This is a genomic window from Vibrio sp. 9-16B-A1 (genome assembly GCF_056726165.1).
The window spans coordinates 728,500-752,371 of sequence record NZ_JBSDZD010000001.1 but is presented as its reverse complement, the minus strand read 5'-3'; the positions used below and the strand labels follow the sequence as shown (position 1 = coordinate 752,371).

The window sequence follows — 23,872 nt, the reverse complement described above, 5'->3', positions numbered from 1 at the left end:
TAATTCCGGAGACGTGAGTATGGAAATTAGCGGCAATATAATACATAGCAAAGGGGTAATTGCAAGAAAAAATTCAAAAAAATGTGTGGTCAAGCGATTGCCTTGGCCGTATAATCCCTCCGCAATATCAAATCCAAATCAATTGGACTCTTTTTTACAAACCTTGTTGTGAGATATTGCAAATGCTAAGAATTGCCAAAGAAGCGCTGACATTCGATGACGTACTACTTGTGCCAGCACACTCCACCGTTCTCCCAAATACAGCTGAACTTCACACTCAGCTGACCAAAGACATCTCTCTTAATATTCCGATGATTTCTGCGTCTATGGACACAGTAACGGAAGCACGCCTGGCGATCGCCCTGGCGCAGGAGGGTGGCATTGGCTTTATCCACAAAAACATGTCGATTGAGCAGCAGGCTCATCAGGTGCACCTGGTTAAGATCTTTGAAGCTGGCGTTGTAACCGCTCCGGTAACCGTAACTCCGGACGCAACCATCGCTGACGTTAAAGCCCTGACCGAGGAAAACGGCTTTGCCGGCTACCCGGTTGTTACTGATAACAACGAGCTGGTAGGTATCATCACTGGCCGTGACGTTCGTTTCGTTACTGACCTGACCAAGAAAGTTGAGAAGGTAATGACGCCTAAAGACCGCCTGGCTGCGGTTAAAGAAGGCGCATCACGCGAAGAAGTTCAGCAGGTAATGCAGGAACGCCGCGTTGAGAAAGTACTGGTAGTGAACGAAGAGTTCCAGCTGCGCGGTATGATCACTGCAAAAGACTTCCACAAAGCAGAGCGTAAACCAAACGCATGTAAAGATGCTCAGGGTCGCCTGCGTGTAGGTGCGGCAGTGGGCGCTGGTGCCGGCAACGAAGAGCGTGTTAAAGCGCTGGTTGAAGCGGGCGTAGATGTACTGCTGATCGACTCTTCTCACGGTCACTCTGAAGGTGTACTGAACCGTATCCGCGAAACCCGTGCAGCTTACCCGGATCTGCAGATTATCGGTGGTAACGTAGCAACGGCTGCTGGTGCGAAAGCTCTGATTGAAGCAGGCGTAAGCGCTGTAAAAGTGGGCATCGGCCCTGGCTCAATCTGTACTACCCGTATCGTAACCGGTGTTGGTGTTCCTCAGATCACCGCTATTTCTGACGCAGCAGCAGCAGCGGCAGAGTACGGCGTTCCTGTTATCGCTGACGGCGGTATCCGTTTCTCAGGTGACATCGCTAAAGCAATCGCAGCCGGTGCATCCTGTGTAATGGTTGGATCAATGTTCGCAGGTACTGAAGAAGCACCGGGTGAAGTTGAACTGTACCAGGGCCGTGCATACAAATCTTACCGCGGCATGGGTTCTCTGGGCGCGATGTCTAAAGGTTCTTCTGACCGCTACTTCCAGTCTGATAACGCAGCTGACAAGCTGGTTCCTGAAGGTATCGAAGGCCGTATCGCATATAAAGGCCGCCTGAAAGAGATCATTCACCAGCAAATGGGCGGTCTGCGTTCATGTATGGGTCTGACCGGTTGTGGCACCATTGAAACGCTGCGCACCAAAGCTGAGTTCGTACGCATCTCTGGCGCAGGTATGAAAGAGTCGCACGTTCACGACGTAGCGATCACCAAAGAAGCGCCAAACTACCGTACCGGCCAGTAATAAATAAGACAGTCACCGGGCAATTTTCGCCCGGTGAATATTATGTCCAACAGCATTCCCCGAGAAGAAACAATGACTAAGAACATTCATGACCAACGTATTCTGATCCTGGACTTCGGATCTCAGTACACTCAGCTTATCGCACGCCGTATCCGTGAAATCGGTGTTTACTGTGAACTGTGGAGCTGGGATGTAGAAGAAGCAGACATCCGCGAGTTCAACCCGAACGGCATCATCCTGTCAGGTGGCCCGGAAAGCGTAACGGAAGAGAACTCTCCACGCGCTCCTGAATATGTATTTAACGCAGGCGTTCCTGTTCTTGGCGTTTGTTACGGCATGCAGACCATGTCTGAGCAGCTGGGCGGTAAAGTCGCTGGCTCAAATGAGCGTGAGTTTGGCTACGCTCAGGTAGAAGTAGTTAAGCAGTGTGAACTGTTTAAGAACATCGAAGACGCACTGGCAGCTGACGGTAACGCACTGCTGGACGTATGGATGAGCCACGGCGACAAAGTTGTGGAAATCCCGTCTGACTTCACCAAAATCGCTGAAACGGACACCTGTCCTTACGCAGCAATGGCGAACGAAGAGAAACGCTTCTACGGCGTTCAGTTCCACCCGGAAGTAACGCACACCCGTCAGGGCAAGCGTATGCTGGAAAACTTCGTACTGAACATCTGTGGCTGTGAAAAGCTGTGGACCTCTCAGTCAATCATCGACGACGCAGTAGCCCGCATCAAAGAGCAGGTAGGTGACGATGAAGTGATCCTGGGCCTGTCTGGCGGTGTGGATTCATCTGTAGTTGCAATGCTGGTTCACCGCGCTATCGGTGACAAGCTGACCTGTGTATTTGTCGACAACGGCCTGCTGCGTCTGAACGAAGCGGATCAGGTACTGGAAATGTTCGGCGACCACTTCGGTCTGAACATCGTTCACGTTGACGCAGAAGAGCGATTCCTGAGTGCGCTGGAAGGCAAGTCTGACCCTGAAGAGAAGCGTAAGACCATCGGTCACGTGTTCATTGACGTGTTCGACGAAGAGTCGAAGAAGCTGAAAAACGCCAAGTGGCTGGCACAGGGTACTATCTACCCGGATGTGATCGAGTCTGCAGCGTCCAAGACAGGTAAAGCACACGTGATCAAGTCTCACCATAACGTTGGCGGTCTGCCGGACGATATGGAAATGGGCCTGGTTGAACCACTGCGTGAACTGTTTAAAGATGAAGTGCGTAAGATCGGCCTTGAGCTGGGTCTGCCGTACAACATGCTGTACCGTCACCCGTTCCCGGGTCCTGGTCTGGGTGTTCGCGTACTGGGCGAGATCAAGAAAGAGTACTGTGATCTGCTGCGTCGCGCGGATGCTATCTTCATCGAAGAGCTGCACAACGCTGACCTGTACAACAAGGTATCTCAGGCGTTCACCGTATTCCTGCCGGTTCGCTCGGTAGGCGTAATGGGTGACGGCCGTAAATACGACTGGGTTGTATCGCTGCGTGCGGTAGAAACCATCGACTTTATGACCGCACACTGGGCACACCTGCCATACGACTTCCTGGGTAAGGTTTCAAACCGCATCATCAACGAAGTAGATGGCATCTCCCGAGTGGTTTACGACATCTCTGGTAAGCCACCAGCGACCATCGAGTGGGAATAATTTTTATACTGCCTTGATTAAGAAGCCAGCGTTATGCTGGCTTTTTTTACATCTAAACAAATGCTTATGTAAGCTTATGGTACGATATGGATCAAAAGTGAAATCTTATTTTTTGCTTATAGCTATCCTCTGAATCGTCAACCCGTATTAAAATTTTCTTACAAACTTTGCAGCTCTTTTTTAATTTTAAGGTATTACACATGTCAACTAAACTGGCTAACCCGGCGCCACTTGGCCTGATGGGTTTTGGTATGACCACCATCCTGCTGAACATCCACAACGCAGGTTTTTTCCCAATCGACTCTATGATTCTGGCGATGGGTATTTTCTACGGCGGTCTGAGCCAGGTTATCGTTGGCATCATGTGTTTTAAGCGTGGCGACACTTTCGGTACTACTGCGTTTACTTCTTACGGTCTGTTCTGGCTGACTCTGGTTGGCTGCATCGTAATGCCTTACATGGGCCTGCCTAAGAGCCCGGCTCCGTTCATGGGCTGGTACCTGGCTCTGTGGGGTATCTTCACTGGCTTCATGTTCTTCGGCTCACTGTGCTACCCGAAAGCAAAACAGGTTGTATTCGGTTCTCTGACAGTACTGTTTGCCCTGCTGGCAATCCGTGACTTCACCGGCAGCCAGCTGATCGGTACTATCGCTGGTTTCGAAGGTATCTTCTGTGGCGCAAGCGCAATCTACTTCGCAATGGCTCAGGTTCTGAATGCAGAGTACGGCCGCACTGTACTGCCAATCGGTGATAAGAAAAAAGCACCGGCAGCAAACGCTCAGGCAGTAGCTGCGTAAGCAAAAGAATTGGGAACAGAAAAGGGGTTGGCTCTTACGGGCCAACCCCTTTCTCTTTTCTGCTTGTAGGCTATCAGGTTGAAGGCAGCTCGACAGCGTCTTCGTCCTGTTCCGGTTTGGCCTGAACCGGTTTGGTTCTGCGTTTATATTTCTCTTCCCAGTAATCCGCGCCTTTGATCCCCAGCGCCACCGGGTTAAAGGTGTACTCTTCCACGCCCTGTGCCTGCTGCGCTTCGTAGTCCTTCAGCGCTTTAATCGCCGGTTTGGACAGGAAGAAGATAATCACGATACCGACGATGTTCAGCCATGCCATCAGGCCTACGCCCACATCACCCAGCGCCCAGGCGAGGTTAGCGGTTTTCACCGTGCCGTAGAACACCGCCGACATCAGGACCAGTTTCAGTACAAACATCAGCCCGTTAACTTTAAAGCTGCGGCGGATATAGGCGATATTGGTCTCAGCGATGTAGTAGTAAGCCAGAATGGTGGTAAAGGCGAAGAAGAACAGCGCAAACGCGATAAACGGTTTGCCGATGCCTGGCAGGGCACTTTCAATTGCCATCTGGGTGAATACCGGACCGTTGGCACCGATCTCTGCTGAGATATTCTGCACCAGGAAAGCGCCCTCTGCGCCGCCGTGAACGTTATACGTACCGGTGATAAGGATCATAAACGCCGTTGCCGAGCAGACCAGCAGGGTATCGATATAGATCGAGAATGACTGAACCAGACCCTGCTGAGCCGGGTGCTGAACGTTCGCCGCCGCCGCCGCGTGAGGACCGGTTCCCTGACCGGCTTCGTTAGAGTAAACGCCACGCTTAACCCCCCAACCGATCGCCGCGCCGACACCTGCCATTGGCGTAAAGGCATCACCGACGATCATACCTACGATACGCGGGATTTCGCCTACGTTCAGCAGAATGATCACAAAGGCGATGATGATGTAAGCCAGCGCCATAAACGGTACTACCACCTGGGTGAAGTGCGCGATACGCTTTACGCCACCAAAGATGATAAAGCCAAGAATAATTGAGATCAGCGTACCGGTGAAAATTTTGGCAAAGCTAAAGGTGCCGACCGCTGTTTCAATCATATCCCCGCTGCCAAACGCCGCTTCGACTGCGTTACCTATACTGTTCGACTGAACGCCAGGCAGCAGCACACCACAGGCAAAAATGGTCGCAACCGCGAAGATCCACGCATACCATTTCTGGCCCATGGCTTTTTCAATGTAGTAAGCCGGACCACCACGAAACTCGCCTTCGTCTTCTTCTTTATAGATCTGAGCCAGGGTGGATTCTGCATAAGCGGTCGCAGCACCAAAAAATGCCACTACCCACATCCAGAACACCGCGCCCGGGCCACCAAATCCAATCGCTGCGGCTACGCCCGCGATGTTACCGGTACCTACACGGCCGGACAGCGACACGGCCAGTGCCTGGAAAGAGGAGATCCCCTTAGCTGAGCTCTTGCCTGACATCAGCAGACGCCACATTTCAAAGAAGTGGCGGATCTGCACAAAGCGGGTCAGCACCGAATAAAACAAACCTGCCCCTAGGCACAGATAGATCAGTGCCGGGCTCCATATAATTCCGTTTAAAAAATCGACCATAGATTGCATGAGTCATTCCCTGTGTTTATTGTTCTCCGGCTTGGGATATTAATCTGTTTGTAATGGTATTGTTAACAACAAAATCGGTGGATTTGTCGCCACGTGAGCGGAAACACAAAACATCAGATTTAAGATTGTGTGCGGGTTTGCTGTGTTTATTGAAGATTAAATGCTTATTCAATTGCGGATGTGTAGTTAAATATTTGTTGCAGATGCCGCTGGTGGGTTGGATTGTTCTGCTAATAACCGTGAGGTTACCAGTGATAAGTTCCGCAAAGCGGCTTTTGTGACAAACGGTTTGACGGCTCCTACACTGAAAAGGGCAGAAGGAGAGCGTGATGGAAAATCAGCAGCACAGTTGTTGCAGTTATCGCAGTCCCGACGGCTGGGAATGTGATCAGCAGGCCGGGGAATCCGGACTGTGTTACTGGCATGACCCCAAAGTCGACAAAAGTCAGCATGATATAAAGCAGGCGCTGGAGAAATGGGTAGCAGAAGGAAAACCGCTGGATGGTTTCCAGCTGGCCAGAACCCAGCTCAGTGACGTTTATCTGGTTAACCGCGGAAGCAAACATGGTTATTCCTGCCGGGATGCCGACCTTTACCGGGCAGATCTTTCTTATGCTCACTGCTTCGGGCTGGATTTGCGCGGCTCCTCGCTGATGAAGGCCAATCTTTACTCGGCTAACCTGCATTGCGCCAGGCTGGAAGGGTGCAATTTGCTCGGTACCCACCTTGGCAGAGCTCGGCTGGAAAACGTGGACTGGGGGCAGGCTCTGGCTCAGGAAGAGCGCGCCTGTGAAGCCCTGTCGCTGGGAAATGAAAAACTGGCCAAACAGCTCTATCAGGAGTCTGAGGAAGTGGCGCGTTCGATCCGCAAGCAGTGCGAAAAAGAAGGCCTGTTTGAAACTGCCGGTACTTTCTTCAAAAAAGAGATGGTCTTTCGTCGTTATCAGATGCCCAGATACAGCACCAGGCGGATTTTCTCCCGTTGTGTAGACCTGTTTTGTGGTTACGGTGAGTCACCCATCCGGGTGGTGTTATTCTCGATCTTTTTGATCTGGCTCTGCTCTGTGGCCTACTTTTTTCTCGGTACTACCGCGAGCAATACCTATACTTATCAGGAGCACGGTGCGATGAGCTATGTTCTTGAATTTTTTAATGCCCTGTATTTCAGCGTCGTTACGTTTACCACCTTGGGCTATGGTGATATATCCCCGATAGGGGTAGCCCGCTTTATCGCGGCAGCAGAAGCTTTTGTCGGCAGTTTTACCATGGCTCTGTTTGTGGTGGTGTTTGTGAAAAAAATGACGCGCTGATGGTGGATATGAGCGGGCTGCTGGCCCGCTGGCCATAAAAAGGATAATCATAATATGCCGGAATATCACGTCAGCCGATCCGTTGTGATCGACAAACCTGTTTATGAAGTCGTGGCATTTTTGTCCGACTTTCACAACTGGCCGGAGTGGTCCCCCTGGCTTGTTCTCGACCCTGGTTGCCAGCTTGAGTATCGCGGTGAAGCTGGTGAGGTGGACAGTGAGTATCACTGGGATGGTGAACTGGTGGGAGCGGGGAGCATGCGTACTACCGCAGCTGAAACCCAGCGGCTGGAAATGGCACTGACCTTTACCAGGCCGTTTAAATCACGCGCCAGAGTGGTGTTTGAGGCGGAAGCGACCGTCGATAATGGCACTGAAGTGGTATGGCACATGTACGGCCACCTTCCCTGGTTTCTGTTTTTCCTTAAAAAAATGATGAAGTCCATGATAAGCATGGATTATCAGCGCGGGCTGCGTATGCTCAAAAGCCGGCTTGAAACCGGAAAGGTTATCAGTCATCTGAGTGACAAAGGGCTGACTGACTGGCCTTCCACTCACTTTATCGGTCTCGCCGGGGGCGGGACGACGGAAGATATTGGCGAAGAGATGGCCAGGCTTGTAGAGCAGTTAAAAGTACATCTTGCTGAGCATGGCATTCTCCCGGTTGGTCCTCTGTTTACTTATTACCGCAGTATGGATATGGAGCGGGAGTATTTTGAGTACTGGGTTTGTTATCCGCTCAGCGCGCCGGTGAAAGAGCCAGCCCCTTATATCTGTGGCACCCTGCCAAAAACCACCACTTATATGGTGGAGCACAAGGGGGAATATCAGTTCCTCGGTAACGCCTGGTCACTGGCGATGATGGCAGCCCGGCACAACAAAATCAGGGTGAAACGCAGGCCGTTGGGCATTGAGCTCTATATTGATGATCCGGAGAAAGTCTCCCCCGATGCACTGCGCACCCAGGTGATCCTGCTGCGTAAGTAATCCTGTTTGTCAGGCCCGCGTCCTGCGGGCCTTTGTGTATATTCTCTTCCTCTTTCATGATTGTGTGATCTTTGTTCACAATTTGCCTGCCTTTGTGTAAACGTTATCACACTTTGACTAAGACTCCTCCCTGCCGGTTGGCGGATAGGGTCATTTTCGTGCCAGAATACGAATGACCTGGTTATTTTTTGGTCTGTAAACTGAATCGGTGGTAATAAATTCAGACAATCCAATAAAAAGCACAAGGAATGAACAATATGATAACCCGCAAAATTGTGCAGGCAGTGGCGTTGATGGGACTGACTTTCAGCGCGCAATCCGTGATGGCTTCTCCCTCAGAACAAACCACGGAAGCACAAGTATGTTCAACGTTTCCACTATCAACTCAGGGACGCTACATCGTTGACGGATGTGGCGATCGCTTCAAACTGAAATCGGTCAACTGGTTTGGTGCCAGTGATGAGGGACATATTCCCGGAGGGCTGCGTTTTCAGCACCGTGACACGATAGTTACCCTGCTCAAAGAAAAGGGATTTAACTCTGTCAGGTTGCCATTCTCCAATGAAATGCTGAGAGTGACGGCACCGGTAGCGCAGTGGCAAATTGCCGCAAACCCGGATCTGGCCGGCCTGACACCGTTAGAGGTGTATGACGCCGTGATCGAATCCCTGACCTCTCAGGGCATTGCAGTGATCCTGAACAACCACACCACCTATTCTGAGTGGTGCTGTGGCCTGGATGCGAACGGCCTGTGGTATGACGGTGAGTACACGACAGACCGTTGGGTAGAAGACTGGGCGATGCTGGCCCGGCGCTATAAAGATAATAAAGCCGTCGTGGGGGCTGATCTGCGTAACGAGGTCCGTACCGGCAGCAGCCTGCATTATCCGAACTGGGGAGGAGGAGACAGAAATGACTGGCGCTGGACTGCTGAGCGTGGTGGTAATGCCGTAGTGGCCGAGAACCCGGACATGCTGGTGATTGTCGAAGGAATCAACTGGCAGGGAGCTCTTCCGTCACTGGGTGGCTCGCGTCCGCATATTAAAGGAGCCAAAACCAACCCGGTAAACCTGAATGTGACCAACAAACTGGTCTACGGAGCGCACAACTACTCCTATACCGGGCCTGAGCACATGGGCGCAGACAGTATCTGGTACGGCAACGGTAAAAAATATCAGGATATGACCAAAGACGAGCTGCGTCAGGTGATCGAAGATGAGTTTGCTTTTGTCTCTGAGCTGGAGCGTATCTATACCGCACCCATCTGGCTGAGTGAGTTTGGCGCGAACTTCAAGCCGGACGCGGATGCGCTGGAAAAAGCCTGGCTGGCCAATATCATCGACCTGCTGATCGAAAAAGACTACAGCTTCGCCTGGTGGCCGCTGAACGCTACCCGGGTACAGCAGACAATTAAGCTGGATGACTACGCCCTGTTGAGCGAAGACTGGAGTCAGTTCCGTACTGACTGGCGTTTCGAGCACATTGACCGCCTGCTGGCATCCGATGGAAAAACCGGTCCGGTAGCCCCTCATCCGGAACTGCGTCTGGTGAACTTCCAGGGCCATGATAACAATCAGTCTGTCACTCTGGGTGACTGGGACAGCGGCGCCTCCAAAGGCACCTGTGTGGACGGCATGCGCGTTATTGGCGTGGCGGAATGGGACAGAGTGCTGTGCTCTGACCTGAATTACGGACCACTGTGGGCTGAGGACAAGGCGACCGTTACCGTTACCTCTGAAACGCAGCCACGCGGTACCGATTGGGCACATGGCCTGACCAAATACGAGTGTCCTCTGGGCTACTACGTTTCGGGTGTATCCAGCCGCAGCTGGGGCACCAGTGGCGTACTGTGCGCCAAAGCCAGCAAGCCTCTCGGCGATCAGTGCCAGACCCTGTGGTTTAACAGTGGCGACAACCGTCTCAGCACCAAAGGCGGTGACTGGGCGCCGGGTATCTACAAGTCTCAGGCTGCTGACGACCAGTACATTGCCGGTGTCGGCCAGTCCGGCGGAGACGCCGAAGCCATCCTGGTTTGCAGATAAAGTAACAAAAGAGCGGGCATTTATGCCCGCTCTGTCTATGCTTGAGAACCTAGAACCTAGAACCTAGAACCTAGAACCTAGAACTTAGAACCTAGAACTTAGAACCGAAGCTGCGAACTATCCCGTCTCTCTCATCTGCTCTCTCGCAATCCCGTATCTACAACGGATACTTCACCCAACTGTGATACCAGCGCACCAGGCTGTCGAGTGGTTTGGGTTTACAGATCAAAAAGCCCTGAACATTCATGTTGAGATGGTTGCTTTCCATATAGTTCAGGTCTTCAAAGTGCTCCAGCCCTTCTGCTATCAGTGATACATCGAGCTTTTGTGACAGCTCGGCCAGTGAGTTCACCACTACCTGATTAAACCGGTCACGGTGAATGTTACTGATCAGGGTACGGTCGATTTTGATTTCGGTAAATGGCAGCGAACGCAGTTGCTGGACATTGGTAAAACCGGTACCAAAATCATCCAGCGACAGACCAAAGCCACGCATCCGGAACCGGTTGATCGATTCCAGTTGTGCTGTGTTCTCCAGCGCAAAATCTTCGGTGATCTCAAGGGTGATATGCTTATGGCTGACCTGGTGCTTCTCTATCTGAGTCATCAGCTGATCCGGATAGGTTTGATCCGTCAGCTGGCAGGGGGAGAGGTTGATGCTGAGCTTGACGTTTTCACCAAATTCGCTGGTTAAACGGGGAAGGTCATCAAGAGAAAGTTTCAGCAGCATCTGAGTCAGTCTGTTGAGCAGACCACATTCAATAGCAGTGGGAATGAAGCGCCCGGGCAAGACAGCATCAGTCTCTCCCGGCCGTACGATCCTGGCCAGTACCTCAACGCCTTCGATTTCACGTTTCGCCAGGTTCACTTTGGGCTGGTAGTAAGGCTGAAGACAGCCTTTATCCAGACACTCTTCGAGCTCTTCCCGGGACAGACAATCAGCCTTGCTGGCACGTCGCAACGTCTGCTGTTCCAGTTTGGTCATCATGCGTTTGAGATCGTTGATAGGAATGGGTTTTGGAATGTTACCCAGCAGGTTGACCTTGTGTTTGCGGGCGATGTCGGCAGCCAGTTTCAGGATCCGGTTATCCATTTCAGAGATGATACACACTCCGCCCTGATAGCCGAGTTCACCCAGCGCTTTGACCACCGCCATCCCGTCCATTTCCGGCATGTTGAGATCGGTAAATACGGCGCTGTATCGCTCGGGTGATTTGCGGATATGTTCAATGGCGGCAGCAGGATTCGCTGATGCCACAATGTTATGGTAGCCAAGTTCAGCCAGCATGCTGCGCATCACCAGCAGTATTGCGTGCGAGTCATCGATAATGACGACCTGATTGTTCCTGTTCATTCTGTTGTCTGCCACTGACGATTATCCTTTAAACATAGTTCATATCGGATAAAGCGCCATATAAAAAGGCGGCCGGACCTGTCCGGCAGCCGTTTGATTTATTCACCGGACAGAGACAGGGAAGCGCAGTCACACTGGCTGGCTTTTTCCAGCTCTTTCAGCTGCTTGAGCGCCTGTTGCTGGGGTGGGTACCAGTTGTCCAGACCCTGCTGAAGACGCCTGGTGGCCGCCGCCGGGGAGAGGGTGCCGTTCAGCACTTCAGCGCTCACTTCCATCATTTCTGAGCCAAAGTTGGGCTCACCGCGTGACAGCACCTGAACAAAGCTGCGGATGGTGGAGTCACACTCGTTACGCCACCCTGCCATGGTGCGGGCAGTAGGATCACTGATGTCAAAGAAGTGATTCGACAGCGAGAAAAATCCCGGTTCGGACTCGGTAAACAGCTGGGCGAACTCTTTGGTGGTCATCCAGCGCAGCAGTTTCATCGCGGCCTCCCGGTTCGGGCTGGCTTTGTTGATGCCAATACCTTTATCGGTATGGTCGTTGAAAAAGCAGCCCTGCTGACCGTCCGGTACCGGCGGGGCGAATACGCCCAGCTCGACTTTATCGCGTACGTTGACGATCTCCCATGAGCCCGCCGGGCTTACCGCAGCCTTACCCTGTTTGAACAGATCCCAGCTGTCGGTATAACTGCGCTGACGGTAGTCTGCGCCCATGTAGTCAGGCCAGCGCGCCAGGGTGGCAAAGGCATCGCGGTAATGCGCTTCATCAACCCGTTCGCTGCCTTTGAGCAGTCCGAGTCTGCCGTCTTCCCCGCGCCAGTAGTTCGGGCCGATGTTCTGGTAGCCGACTTCGGATGACTCCCACTTGTCTTTGGTGCCAAACGCCAGTGGCAGATAGCGGCCATCGGCTTTTACCCGGTCGAGCAGGGCAAAAAACTCGGACTCGGTTTTTGGCTCATTCAGCCCCAGCTGGCGGAAAATCTCTTTGTTATAGAAAAAGCCGTGGATCACCGCCCCCATTGGCAGGCAGAACGTCTGCGCGCCGGAGTCGGTTTGCCAGGGAGACTGGGCGAAGCTCGGGAAGTTCTCCATTCCTTTCATTTCGGTGATTTCCACCAGGTGACCCTGCTGAAACCAGCCAAGAGAGATATCGAACGGACGGCAGATCACCAGATCGGCGGCAGTGCCGTTTTCCAGCGCGTTGCTCACTGTATCAAAATACTGAGAGTTAACGATTTTATTAAACTTAATATCGATATCCGGGTGGTGTTTTTTAAACGCCGGGATAATGCTTTTCTGCCACAGCGTGTCTTCCTCCCCCCAGGTATCTATGGTCAGGGTAACAGCCTGGCTGGCAGGAGCGAGCAGCGCGCAGCTCACAGTAAGTATGGTTCTGAGTTTCATTGCTGCCTCCTACACTTTAAAGCGGTTGATCAGTTGCTGCTGCTTCTGAGCCAGATCGGCCAGAATATCACTGCTGGAAGCGGACTGGCGCGCCTCCTGTTCGGTCTGACGTGCAGCGTCGGCGATGCCGTTGATGTGTTTGGCGACATCTTTACTTACCGCGATCTGTTCCTGCGTGGCAGAGGAGATCTGAGACGACATTTCTGATATCTCCTGCATCCGGCTGGTGATGGCTTCCAGCGCCTCTTCGGTCAGCCGGGTTTGTTCCACACAGTCATGGGTCTGCTGCTGGCTGCGGGCCATCACTTCGATGATCTGTTTCGAGCTGTTTTGCAGATTTTCAATCATGCGCTGGATCTCTTCAGTGGACTCCTGAGAGCGGTTGGCCAGCGCCCGCACTTCATCGGCCACTACGGCAAATCCGCGTCCGGCTTCACCGGCCCGGGCAGCTTCGATAGCAGCGTTCAGCGCCAGCAGGTTGGTCTGCTCGGCAATGCCGCGGATCACATCCAGCACGTTATCAATTGCGGAGCTGAACTGACCAAGCTGCTCTGAGCAGGCCACGGCTTCCTGGATGTCTTCGGCAAGTTTTTCTGTGATAGAGCGGTTCTGGATAACCTTGTTACGTCCGTCCTGAGTCGCGTGGTTGGCCGCTTCGATTTCATTCAGGGTGTTTTCGGTTGATCGGGAGACTTCACCTGCGCTGACTTCCATTTGTGAAATAGCGGTGGCGACCATCTCGGTCTGGGTTTTCTGCGCTTCGACCTGCTCCATGGTACGTTCACTGATTTGGGCGGTTTTCGATGCTTCCTGAACCAGATGCTCAGAGCCCTGGCCAATGTCAGCCAGCAGTGAAGAGGTATGAGAAGCCAGCTCGTCGATGGCGCCAGCCAGTACTCCAAACTCGGTTTTACTCTGGTAGCCGGTACGTCCGGTCATATCGCCGCGGGACATGTTGAGCAGAACCGGGCTGATTTTCTCCAGTGGTTTCTTGATGCTCACTGCGACGGTATACCCGACCACGGCTGCGACCAGCGCGGAAATCAGGGCCATCACCAGGGTAGTGGCGGTGGATTCATTGGCTGCTTCCTCGGCCGCAGTGGCGCTTTCACTGGCTGACTTTTGAACCAGGTCGACCATTTCGTGCAGTTTCTGCTGGGCGATATTGATCTGCTGGGATGCCTGGGCGGAGAGGCGGGTCTGCTCTGCTATTTGCTGATGTTCTGTGGCAAACAGGGCCAGCAGACCATCGTCTGCCAGTGCCAGTTTTTCCAGCCGCTCTACGTTGCGCAGGAAGCGCTGTTTGACGTCCGCTTCAATTTGGATGGTTTCCATCCGCTGGCGGGCAACCCGGATATCATCGGTCAGGGTTTGTCTGAGTTCTTTTAAATCGGTAATCTGGTTGATCCGGCGGATATTTTTCAGATCCCGGTTCAGACCACTGGTAATCAGCTCGGCGCGGTTTTGCAGTGAACGGCTGACCGCAGAGCGCTGCAGCAGGAGGGTCGCGGCCCAGCTGTAGGTGTCTTCAAGGTGAAGGAACTCTTCTTCCAGCGTGCCCAGTTTCTGCCGGGTTTGCAGCACCTGGCTGTGCATTTCCATGCTCTGCATGGCCAGCTGATAAAACTGGTTAGCAGCCGAGAGCACTTCATTGAGCTTACGCTGTTCCTGCTGGGTCGGAGAGAAGGTTTTCAGCTTTTCACTGGCTGCGCTGAACTCGCTGTTGGTGTCCTGAAAGGCGCTTTTCAGTGCGGGCAAACGTCCGGGGTCGGTAGCGGATTTGTAGTCAGACAACACCTGCTGGCTGTCCTGAACAATCGACTGAAGACTGAAAGTGGCGATCACCATAGGGGTGGAGTGCTGGGTGATTTCGTTGAGACGGGTGTGCATCCCGCTGGTATTGCTGTAGTTGACTGCGGCAACCAGCAGCAACAGTACAAACATCACCGCAAACCCGGCGATGGTACGCTGGACGATGGACATAGAGAGGCCTCACTGTTTGACTCGGTTCTATAAGGTTAGAACCGGGTCAGTGAGATTGCCTGGATTATGCTGACATTTTTGTCATTCAGGCTGAGTCACGCAGCAGCAGCTTAGGCGGCACCACGATTTTCTGTACTTCCTGTACCGGATTGGCAAGCCTTGCCAGCAGGCGGCGGCCCGCCTGTTGGCCTATCTCATACGCCGGGGAAGAGGTGAACGTCAGGGCCGGCTGACACAGACTGGCTTCATCCACATCGTCAAAACCGATCAGCGATACCTGCTGGTCGATGTACTGATCCTTACCCACGCTGCGGTTGGCCCGCTGCACGCCATACAGGGCACCTATTGCAGTTTTGGCCCGGTGGCAGAGAATAGCTGTGATTTTTGGGTTGGCATGCAGCAGCTGTTCGACCGTATCGGCAGCCTGCTGCTGGCTGTGATCGCACTCCAGTACCCATTCGTTTTTAAACATCAGGCCATACTGGATAAGGGTAGTGCAGTAGCCTCCAATACGTTCCGCGCGGGTCAGGGAGTCACTGCTGCCACCGATATACGCGATATGGCGGTGGCCCTGCTCTATCAGGTGACGGGTAGCCATCTGGGCGGCGAGGGTGTTGTCCGGACAGATATGGTCGACCTGGTCGGAGACGGTCGCCCTTGAAACGCAAACCGCAGGTACTCCGGCGTCTGCCGCCATTTTTAACAGCTGCTGGTTGGCACCGCGCAACGGGCTGTAGGCGATGCCGGCCACGCCCTGCTGCAGCATGGACTGGACGCAGTGAGTCAGCTTTTCTGCCTCTTTCCCGCACTGGGCAAGAAACAGCATATAGCCTTTTTCTTCCAGTACCTCTGACAGGCCGGAGACGATCTGAGCGTAAAACGGGTCGGTAATATCACGCACAATAAGCCCGATCAGATTGGACTGATGGGAGCGCAGGTTCGCTGCCGCGCGGTTACGCACGTAGCCCAGCGCTTCAATCGCCTGATTGACTTTATCAATGGTTGCTTTGGATATCCGGCCTTTACTGCTCAATACCAGTGAAACGGTGGAAACCGAGACCCCTGCGTACTCAGCGACATCGTTTATTTTTACTTTTTTCTTGCTCATGGACGTCTTACTGCGGTGAGTTGCAGGGTCACTATACTCCAGCTGAAAGTAAAACGTTTTATCAGAGGCGAAAAAGGCGTGTCTGGCTCACAGAATTGACCGGTATTGACAGGATCCACAGCGGATCTGTGATCCCCGCCATAACATCCGGGTGATAAAACGTTTTACTCTTCAGTGGTAAAGAATAAATTGAGCGTCAGCAGTGGAATCCCCCCGATATTGTTGGCGTTTTTTAATAACAGTTAGATAAAACGTTTTATCTGATAAGTGAAACAAGGATATCATTATGTCCCAACCATCAAACAAAACGACCTTATGGGAGTTTTTCCAGAGCCTCGGCAAGACCTTCATGCTCCCCGTGGCCCTGCTGGCATTCTCCGGTATTCTGCTCGGTGTCGGCAGCTCGCTGTCGAGTGGAGCGGTAAAAGAGAGCCTGCCACTGCTGGATAACAGCGTACTGCAGTTCCTGTTTATGTGGATGACCAAAATCGGTCTGGTGGCCTTTATCTACCTGCCGGTGATGTTTGCGGTGGCGATTCCGCTTGGTCTGGCGCGGGAAGAGAAAGGCGTGGCGGCGTTTGCCGGTTTTGTCGGCTTTGCTGCGCTTAACCTGTCGATTAACTTCTACCTGTCGGTTAACGGCGTACTGGGTAACGCAGAGCAGGAAGCGGCCTACGGCGTGAAGTCGGTACTGGGTATTCAGTCGATTGATACCGGTATTCTGGGTGCGGTGATCGTCGGTATCATCGTTGCCCGCCTGCATGCCCGTTTTTATACCCATAAACTGCCGGATGCACTGGCGTTCTTCGGTGGTGCGCGCTTTGTGCCTATCGTAACCACAGTCGTGCTGGGCGTGGTGGGCCTGGTTGTGCCTCTGTTCTGGCCTTACTTTGCTGCGGCGATCAACGGTGTGGGTACTGCGATTTCTCACGCTGGCCCGGCCGGTCCGTTTATGTTCGGTGCCGGTGAGCGTCTGCTGCTGCCGTTTGGTCTGCACCATATTCTGGTGGCGCTGATCCGCTTTACCGAAGCCGGTGGTACCCTGGAAGTGTGTGGTGAGCCGGTGAGCGGCGCGCTGAACATCTTCTACGCCGAAGTGGCGTGTCCGGCAACCGATGGCTTCTCATCTTCTGCGACCGCTTTCCTGTCGCAGGGTAAAATGCCGACTTTCCTTGGTGGCCTGCCTGGCGCAGCGCTGGCGATGTACCATTGTGCCCGTCCGGAAAACCGTCATAAGATCAAAGCTCTGCTTATCTCCGGTGTGGTCGCCTGTACCGTGGGTGGTATCACCGAGCCGCTGGAATTCCTGTTCCTGTTTATCGCGCCTGCACTGTATCTGATCCACGCAATCCTGACCGGTCTTGGCTTTATGCTGATGGGCCTGCTGGATGTGACCGTAGGTAATACCGATGGCAACATCATTGACCTGCTGATCTTCGGTGTGCTGCAGGGTACGGCAACCAAGTGGTATCTGGTTCCTCTGGTGGCCGGTGTCTGGTTTGCGGTGTACTACAGCGTGTTCCGCTTTGCGATCACCAAATTCAACCTGAAAACACCGGGCCGTGAAGTGGATACCCGCCAGGAAGTGATTGAAACCGTGGGTGAGAAAGTCGCTGGCTACAAAGGTGACATCATCCTCGCGGCACTGGGCGGCAGTGACAATATCCTTGCACTGGACAACTGCATCACCCGCCTGCGTCTGTCGGTCAAAGATATGTCGCTGGTGGATGACGACACCCTGAAAGCCAACGGTGCACTGGGTGTGGTGAAACTCGATGACCATAACCTGCAGGTGGTGATTGGGCCTCAGGTTCACATGGTGAAAAATGAGATTCAGAGCCTGATGCCGGCGTGATCCGGTCCTGTAACAATGACAGGAGCGCCTGCGGGCGCTCTTTTTTCCAGAGGTGACTATGTTTGATTTTTCCACTCCGGTTGACCGGCACGGGACCTACTGTACCCAGTGGGATTATGTCGAAGACCGTTTTGGCCAGCCGGATCTGCTGCCTTTTACCATTTCAGATATGGACTTTGAAACTGCACCGGCGGTTCGTCAGGCGCTGGAAACGCGTATGACCCACGGCGTGCTGGGTTACAGCCGCTGGAACCACGATGATTTTAAGCAGGCGGTGTGCGGCTGGTTTGCCCGCCGCTATGACAGCCAGATGGAGCCCGCCAGTCTGGTGTACGGTCCGTCGGTGATCTATATCGTTTCTCAGCTGATAACCATGTGGAGTGCGCCTGGTGAGGGGGTGCTGGTTCATACTCCGGCCTACGATGCGTTTGCCAACATGATCGAAGCCAATCAGCGCCGGATGCTGCGCAGTCCGTTGCTGCATACCAGTGATGGCTACCGGATTGACTGGGAGCAGTTTGAGCAGCAGATAGCCAGGCCAGAATGCCGGATTCTGCTGCTGTGCAGTCCCCATAACCCGACCGGCCGGGTATGGCGCCGGGATGAGCTGCAGCGTATGGCCAAATTGTGCCATGACTACGGGGTCAAAGTGATCTCCGATGATATTCACATGGACATGGCCTATTACCCTTATATTCCCTGGAGTCAGGTTGCTGCAGATGATAACTGGGCGCTGGTCAGCTCCGGCTCCAAGTCATTCAATATTCCCGCGCTGACCGGGGCTTATGCCTTTATTGCCGGGGAAGAGAGCAGGGCGCGCTACCTGCATCAGCTTAAAGCGGCGCACGGGCTCTCCTCTCCGGCTATCCTGTCGGTGATTGCCCACATGGCGGCGTATAACCAGGGAGAAGCCTGGCTGGAAGCATTAAAGCAGTACCTGCAGAAGAATCTGCAATACGTGGCCGATACGCTTAATCAGGCTTTCCCGCAGCTCGATTATCAGGTGCCGGAGGGAACCTATCTGGCCTGGATTGACCTCAGTCCGCTGAACGTGGACATGGACCGGCTCCAGAAGCGTCTGATTGAAAAGCACAAAGTCGCGATCATGCGCGGGGATACCTACGGGCCGGAGGGCGAGAACTGCCTGCGCCTGAATGTGGGCTGCCCGAAAGAGAAGCTTCAGGCCGGAGTGGAAGCGCTGATAAAAGCACTAAGGGAAGAGTAATTGGGTTGCCATGATCTTTTTTCTCTCATGGCCTTTAATATTCTGATTAACAAATAAAAAAAGCATTTGGTCACCCATGATCCAAATGCTTTTTTTGTTTCAGTTAAAAGCGCGGTTTACGCGGTCTTTTCTGCCATTTGCAGGCGGTACTGAACCATGTCTTCGATGGTCAGGATCGGCATGTTGTGCAGTTTGCTGAATGCTACCAGCTCCGGGGTTTTGGCCATGGTGCCGTCCGGGTTGGTTACTTCACACAGTACGCCTGACGGAGACAGGCCCGCCATCTGCATCAGGTCGGTGGTGCCTTCGGTGTGGCCGCGGCGGGTCAGAACGCCGCCCGGGCGTGCGCGCAGCGGGAATACATGACCAGGGCGCGCCAGGTCAGACGGTTTGGCATCCGGGTTGATTGCGGTTTTGATGGTGGTGACGCGGTCAGCGGCAGAAACGCCGGTAGTCACGCCCACTTTGGCTTCAATCGACACGGTAAACGCGGTCTGGTTGGCACTGTTGTTATTTTCAACCATAGGCGGCAGTTCCAGCTGGTTGGCCTGCTCATCGGTCAGACACAGGCAGACGATGCCACTGCACTCGCGGATCATCAGCGCCATCTGCGCCGGGGTCAGGTGCTCGGCAGAATAGATGATATCGCCTTCGTTTTCACGGTCTTCATCGTCAAGCAGGATCACGCCTCTGCCTGCTTTGATCGCTTCAAGCGCCGCTTCAACGCGTTCAATTGGATTGCCGAATTCGGCCAAAAGAGATGTTTGGTTCTGATTCATGGTAAACCTCATTAAAAAACTCATACCAGAATCAGGGCAGACTGAAGGGAGAAAACCTGGCGGTTTTCCATACAAACAGAGCCATCACAGCTGCGCGCGAATACGCCATTCAGCTGATGGTTATTTATCCTCTTCCATCCGGACTATTACCGTCGGCTCTGGATTCACACCAGATCTGCTGACCCTGTAACCATACGCAAAGTATCGTTGCAGGCGCTCGCGGGCTTGCCATGCTGGCTTACCGCCGGTGGGGAATTGCGCCCCGCCCTGAGAATACTCAGCCATAGTAGCCTGAACAGGGCGGGTAATGAAGAGACAGGGGTGAAAAACACTGATTATCCGGCCTTTTGGGTGTTTAACTGGTCAGGGATTCATCAGCGCCGCTGGTGTGCTGATCCCGGGAGGCCGGTTTGCTTCGCTGCCACTTGTTAATGGTTTCTGCGAGCAGCAGTTTGGTGGTCGGTTTGATAAGCCGCCCGTCCATCAGGCTGGTGATCCTTGCCACTTCCTGTTCTCCTGACTCACCGGACAGGGCGATCACCGGCAGATCCGGACGGATATTCTTAATACGCTCGGCGGCTTCAAAGCCGTCGACTACCGGCATCTGAATATCCATCAGCACCATATCGACCGGATGCTGACTGACGATGTCCATCGCCTGGCGGCCGTTTTCTGCTTCGATCACTTTGGCGCCGAGCTGGGTCAGGTAGATTTTCACCAGCGCGCGCTGGGCCGGGTTGTCATCGGCGATCAGCACCTGAACATCCGGGTTGTGCAGTTTTGGTTCGAGCTTAGGCGAAGCGGTGCGGATAATCTGCGCCGGTGCCGGGAGTTCTTCCTGTGGCGTATCCCCCAGTGCCGGGTAAACCGGGAACTTGAGCGTAAACTCGGTATAACTGCCAAACTCAGAGTGACAGGCAATGCTGCCACCAAATACCCGCATTACCCGGCGGCAATAGCTCAGCCCCAGACCGCTGCCACCGGTTTTGTTGTAGGTAAAGAAATCATCAAATATCCGCGGGATGATCTGGGGTTCAATTCCAGGTCCGTAATCCCGGAAACGCAGCCGGTTGTGTTTCAGGCTGTGTTCCAGGGTGATTTCAATCCGGTTATCCGGATACTCGCCAAAGTAGTACAGTGAATTGCGCATCAGGTTAAAAAGCACGAAGCCAAACAGAGTGTCGTTTACTTTTACTTTAAAGTCGTTGTCCGCCTTAAAGTGGATACGCCCTGCAAATGACTCCTGTTCATAGCCATACTGTTTTTTCGCCCGCTCAATCAGCTCTGAAACAGAGTAAACCCGGGCCGACTCTTCTGGCCGCTCTGACTGACTGACCTGGCGCAGAATGATGTCGATCAGTTGCGAGCCCCGGTAGATGGCATTTTTGCCCAGCTCGATCTCTTCGCTTATCGCATCCTGCCGGACGGATTTTGGGAGCATGTTATCGAGCTTTTCCAGGTGCAGCTGGATCTGAGCCAGAGGATTGCGCATCTCGTGGGCGATGGACTTGGCCATTGCCTGGGCCTGCAGCACTTTACGTTCGCTTTGAATATAAGGCTGCACTTTTTTAAGCAGACTTTGCAGCGCAGAGACTTCCTCATTGGAATAGAGAGTGCCGTCGGTTTTGCGCGGTGAGATAAGCAGATGCGAGACACAGTTGTGCTGATCAAACAGTGGCAGGACCATGGCGGAATTATTGTCCTGCATTTTATCGCGGATCATCGTCAGGCGTTGATCCGGGGTATTACTGACGTGGTGCTCTACCTCTTCGAGCAGCAGCACTGAATTGTTTTTTTCCAGATAGGTCGCAAACAGCTTATGGGTGTGGGCATCAGACACCAGAATGGCGTTGCCCTGCTGCAGTTGCAGCAGATCAGCCAGCTTTACCATGGCCTGCTGGGCTGAGTTCTGAAACTCTTCCTTCAACTGGAGGATTTTATCCACGGGTGACTGCGCTTCTCCGTAAACAAAGTGAGAAGCGAGCAGGCGGCAGCCACGGCGGATCGCCGGGTAGCTGATACCAAACAGCACGCACCACAGGACGCCGGCAGTAAAAGTACCATCGCTGTCGCCATAGCTGCGCAGCCACAGTAGTGGCAGCAGAAATACGGTGCCGCGGCAGATAAAACTGATACTGAGGTAATGAAGGTAGCGCCAGCTGTAGAAGCGGTGGCAGATCACCGCATAACCCATCAGAAGCATTTCGCTCATGGAAAGAGCCGGTGGCAGCCAGGTCATGGCGAAGTTGTCAAAAAACAGAGTAACAAAGGTATGCAGTACCGCTGTGGAAACCATAAAGATTACGATCCCCATCACCATGTAACTGGACTTCAGTTTTCTGAGCCGGTCTTCACTCTTTCTCATCTTCAGAAAATTCGAAAGGGTGAGAAAAGCCAGCGCTATCCCGGTAGCGAAGAACCACGGGGTAAGTGGGCCAAAGATGATATTGAAGTCACTTGGTGCGCGGATCGCAACGGATTGTACCGTCAGGCCAGGGATGATATTGGCAATAACAGAGAATGCGCTCAGTGTCACCAGCAGGGTCAGTTGCCATCTGTTCAGTCTCCGCCGGGGATCTTCCGAGCTCAGGCGACAGGAGAAGTGATAGGCAAAAGCAAATGCCAGATAAGAGGAAACGTTAGCCAGCTTCGCGACCAGTACAGTGGTTTCTGCAGAGAAGCGGACCAGGTAGCCGGTGTGGAAATAGGCATTAAAAAATACCCACAGCATAATGCAGATGGAGTACAGCACATATGGGTAATAGAGGCTCGTCAGTGCCCGGCCACCCTGATTAACAACACAGCGGACAAAGTAACCTATCCAGCCAAGTACGAAAAGTGCTGAACCGCCGAGTAAAATTGCTTTTGGGTAGGCAAAGTGCTCAATGAGGGAACTAAGCATGCTCAGGCTCCTGTTTGCTGCGACGTTGTTTCAGCAGAAGCTGGCGATATTGCCTGTAATCGAAGTCTTTAATTTGATTAAAGAGAGCCCGGTTCAGCCAGAATCCCCGGCATGTATCGTGGCCATCGCCACAAATATCCCGGCGGGAGTAACTGAGATAGCAGGTTTTGTCCAAACCGGCATAAAAGCTGAACATGACAGGCAGTTCAATGATGGTAAAAGTGACTTCAATACCATGATTGAGCATCTGTCTTACAACATGTTTCTGGCTCAGAAACAGCAGGAAAGCCCGGTAACTCCGGGTGCCACTGAGAGTCAGGCGAAGCGCTTCCCAGACCGACTCAGGTTTGGTCAGCAGCGTTTCTATCTCACTGTGGTGGTTGAAAAAGGGACGGCTCAGGACCGAGGGATGAAAAACACCGGTTTGATACAGGTGTGTCGCAAAATCAGGGCTGTGGTCGGGTTGCCATTCCGGGCCGGTAAAAAACGGATCCAGACTGAGCCATGTCGTGTGTGATTGCCATGGTTGCAGAAGTACGCTGGATACGATGGTCGGATAATGTCCGGTTCCCTGATAGCAGAGAATATAGTGACAGCCGGCTTTTGACAGCTCCAGGCAGTAAAGGATCTCATACCATTCCTGCTCGATTACAAATACATCCAGGTTTATCAGGGTAATGCAGTCTTTGAGCTTCATCGGGTGGTTCGAGTGCAGCGTCATAAACAGACGGGGATCGTCTTCGATGGCTGAAACTACGGTGGAGTCATACTGTTCTTCTGATTGCGGTAATGCCTGCGGAGGCCGGTTATCTCCGTCATCCCCATATTGCGTACACAGCCAGTAACGTTCGTATTGTGCCCAGCATTTCAGCAGGTGGCCAAAGTGTTCAATGGCACGCAGTTCAATAGTATGAAAGGCATCATAGGGTGCAGAAAGCGGGGTTTTCTGTGTGATTCTGGCGCTCTCCGGGTGTGAAAACAGCGTTGCCAGATTGCACCCACTCAGCCAGGGAAGAGCATTGCGCAGTACCTGTTCACGGGCACGAACAAGCCCTTCAAAGCTGGTGTTACCGGTAAGATGGATTTGATTTTTAAGGTCACTGAATAAAGCCTGTTTCCAGTTGTGAGTTGCAGCATCCCTGTTCGCTGAATGACATTCAGATAGAGGTAAGTTCACGTTTTCCTGCCTTGACGCGGATAAGTG

16 protein-coding genes and 1 riboswitch are annotated in these 23,872 nt (G+C 53.1%); of the genes, 8 read left to right on the top strand and 8 right to left on the bottom strand.

Annotated elements, in window-relative coordinates; translation table 11 throughout:
• The first annotated feature begins 182 nt into the window (after positions 1-182).
• The 3 genes from guaB (at position 183) to ACVB80_RS03385 (ending at position 4,096) form a co-directional block, all read left to right on the top strand.
• Complete coding sequence (gene guaB / locus ACVB80_RS03395) at positions 183-1,649, top strand: IMP dehydrogenase (RefSeq protein ID WP_481079849.1); 1,467 nt, start codon at positions 183-185, stop codon at positions 1,647-1,649.
• A 72-nt stretch (positions 1,650-1,721) separates the two neighbouring features.
• On the top strand, positions 1,722-3,299 hold the full coding sequence (gene guaA, locus ACVB80_RS03390) for a glutamine-hydrolyzing GMP synthase (RefSeq protein WP_481079848.1): 1,578 nt from the start codon (positions 1,722-1,724) through the stop codon (positions 3,297-3,299).
• A 200-nt stretch (positions 3,300-3,499) separates the two neighbouring features.
• Positions 3,500-4,096, top strand: a complete 597-nt coding sequence (locus ACVB80_RS03385; protein WP_481079847.1) for an acetate uptake transporter — start codon at positions 3,500-3,502, stop codon at positions 4,094-4,096.
• Between the two features lie 73 nt (positions 4,097-4,169).
• Here the strand turns inward: ACVB80_RS03385 and ACVB80_RS03380 are convergent, their stop codons facing one another.
• Complete coding sequence (locus tag ACVB80_RS03380) at positions 4,170-5,717, bottom strand: alanine/glycine:cation symporter family protein (RefSeq protein WP_481079846.1); 1,548 nt, start codon at positions 5,715-5,717, stop codon at positions 4,170-4,172.
• A 329-nt stretch (positions 5,718-6,046) separates the two neighbouring features.
• On the opposite strand from ACVB80_RS03380, the gene ACVB80_RS03375 reads away from it, so the two are divergent.
• The 3 genes from ACVB80_RS03375 (at position 6,047) to ACVB80_RS03365 (ending at position 10,056) form a co-directional block, all read left to right on the top strand.
• On the top strand, positions 6,047-7,027 hold the full coding sequence (locus ACVB80_RS03375) for an ion channel (RefSeq protein WP_481079845.1): 981 nt from the start codon (positions 6,047-6,049) through the stop codon (positions 7,025-7,027).
• A 54-nt stretch (positions 7,028-7,081) separates the two neighbouring features.
• Positions 7,082-8,014, top strand: coding sequence for an SRPBCC family protein (locus ACVB80_RS03370; protein WP_481079844.1), 933 nt, complete (start codon positions 7,082-7,084; stop codon positions 8,012-8,014).
• A 257-nt stretch (positions 8,015-8,271) separates the two neighbouring features.
• Positions 8,272-10,056 (top strand): glycoside hydrolase family 5 protein, encoded by a 1,785-nt coding sequence (locus ACVB80_RS03365; RefSeq protein ID WP_481079843.1) that lies wholly within the window; start codon positions 8,272-8,274, stop codon positions 10,054-10,056.
• Positions 10,057-10,213: 157 nt separating this feature from the next.
• Here ACVB80_RS03365 and ACVB80_RS03360 read toward each other — a convergent pair whose 3' ends face one another.
• The 4 genes from ACVB80_RS03360 to malI all read right to left on the bottom strand — a co-directional run bounded on the left by ACVB80_RS03360 (position 10,214) and on the right by malI (position 15,907).
• Positions 10,214-11,410: an EAL domain-containing response regulator gene (locus tag ACVB80_RS03360; RefSeq protein ID WP_481079842.1), complete on the bottom strand. Its 1,197-nt coding sequence runs from the start codon at positions 11,408-11,410 to the stop codon at positions 10,214-10,216.
• 98 nt (positions 11,411-11,508) lie between these two features.
• Positions 11,509-12,816: an ABC transporter substrate-binding protein gene (locus tag ACVB80_RS03355; RefSeq protein WP_481079841.1), complete on the bottom strand. Its 1,308-nt coding sequence runs from the start codon at positions 12,814-12,816 to the stop codon at positions 11,509-11,511.
• A 9-nt stretch (positions 12,817-12,825) separates the two neighbouring features.
• Positions 12,826-14,799 carry a HAMP domain-containing methyl-accepting chemotaxis protein gene (locus ACVB80_RS03350; RefSeq protein WP_481079840.1) on the bottom strand — a complete coding sequence of 658 codons (1,974 nt, stop codon included), beginning with the start codon at positions 14,797-14,799 and terminating at the stop codon, positions 12,826-12,828.
• A gap of 85 nt (positions 14,800-14,884) precedes the next feature.
• Positions 14,885-15,907 carry a Mal regulon transcriptional regulator MalI gene (gene malI, locus ACVB80_RS03345; RefSeq protein ID WP_481079839.1) on the bottom strand — a complete coding sequence of 341 codons (1,023 nt, stop codon included), beginning with the start codon at positions 15,905-15,907 and terminating at the stop codon, positions 14,885-14,887.
• Positions 15,908-16,193: 286 nt separating this feature from the next.
• On the opposite strand from malI, the gene malX reads away from it, so the two are divergent.
• Positions 16,194-17,762 (top strand): maltose/glucose-specific PTS transporter subunit IIBC, encoded by a 1,569-nt coding sequence (gene malX / locus ACVB80_RS03340; protein WP_481079838.1) that lies wholly within the window; start codon positions 16,194-16,196, stop codon positions 17,760-17,762.
• 58 nt (positions 17,763-17,820) lie between these two features.
• On the top strand, positions 17,821-18,987 hold the full coding sequence (locus ACVB80_RS03335; RefSeq protein WP_481079837.1) for a MalY/PatB family protein: 1,167 nt from the start codon (positions 17,821-17,823) through the stop codon (positions 18,985-18,987).
• 116 nt (positions 18,988-19,103) lie between these two features.
• Here ACVB80_RS03335 and ribB read toward each other — a convergent pair whose 3' ends face one another.
• The 3 genes from ribB to ACVB80_RS03320 all read right to left on the bottom strand — a co-directional run bounded on the left by ribB (position 19,104) and on the right by ACVB80_RS03320 (position 23,845).
• Positions 19,104-19,766 (bottom strand): 3,4-dihydroxy-2-butanone-4-phosphate synthase, encoded by a 663-nt coding sequence (ribB, locus tag ACVB80_RS03330; RefSeq protein WP_481079836.1) that lies wholly within the window; start codon positions 19,764-19,766, stop codon positions 19,104-19,106.
• Between the two features lie 122 nt (positions 19,767-19,888).
• A riboswitch (FMN riboswitch) is annotated at positions 19,889-20,045 on the bottom strand.
• Positions 20,046-20,121: 76 nt separating this feature from the next.
• Positions 20,122-22,668, bottom strand: coding sequence for a response regulator (locus ACVB80_RS03325; protein WP_481079835.1), 2,547 nt, complete (start codon positions 22,666-22,668; stop codon positions 20,122-20,124).
• Complete coding sequence (locus tag ACVB80_RS03320; RefSeq protein ID WP_481079834.1) at positions 22,661-23,845, bottom strand: acyl-homoserine-lactone synthase; 1,185 nt, start codon at positions 23,843-23,845, stop codon at positions 22,661-22,663. Before ACVB80_RS03320 ends, ACVB80_RS03325 begins: the two co-directional genes overlap by 8 nt.
• Positions 23,846-23,872 lie beyond the last annotated feature (27 nt).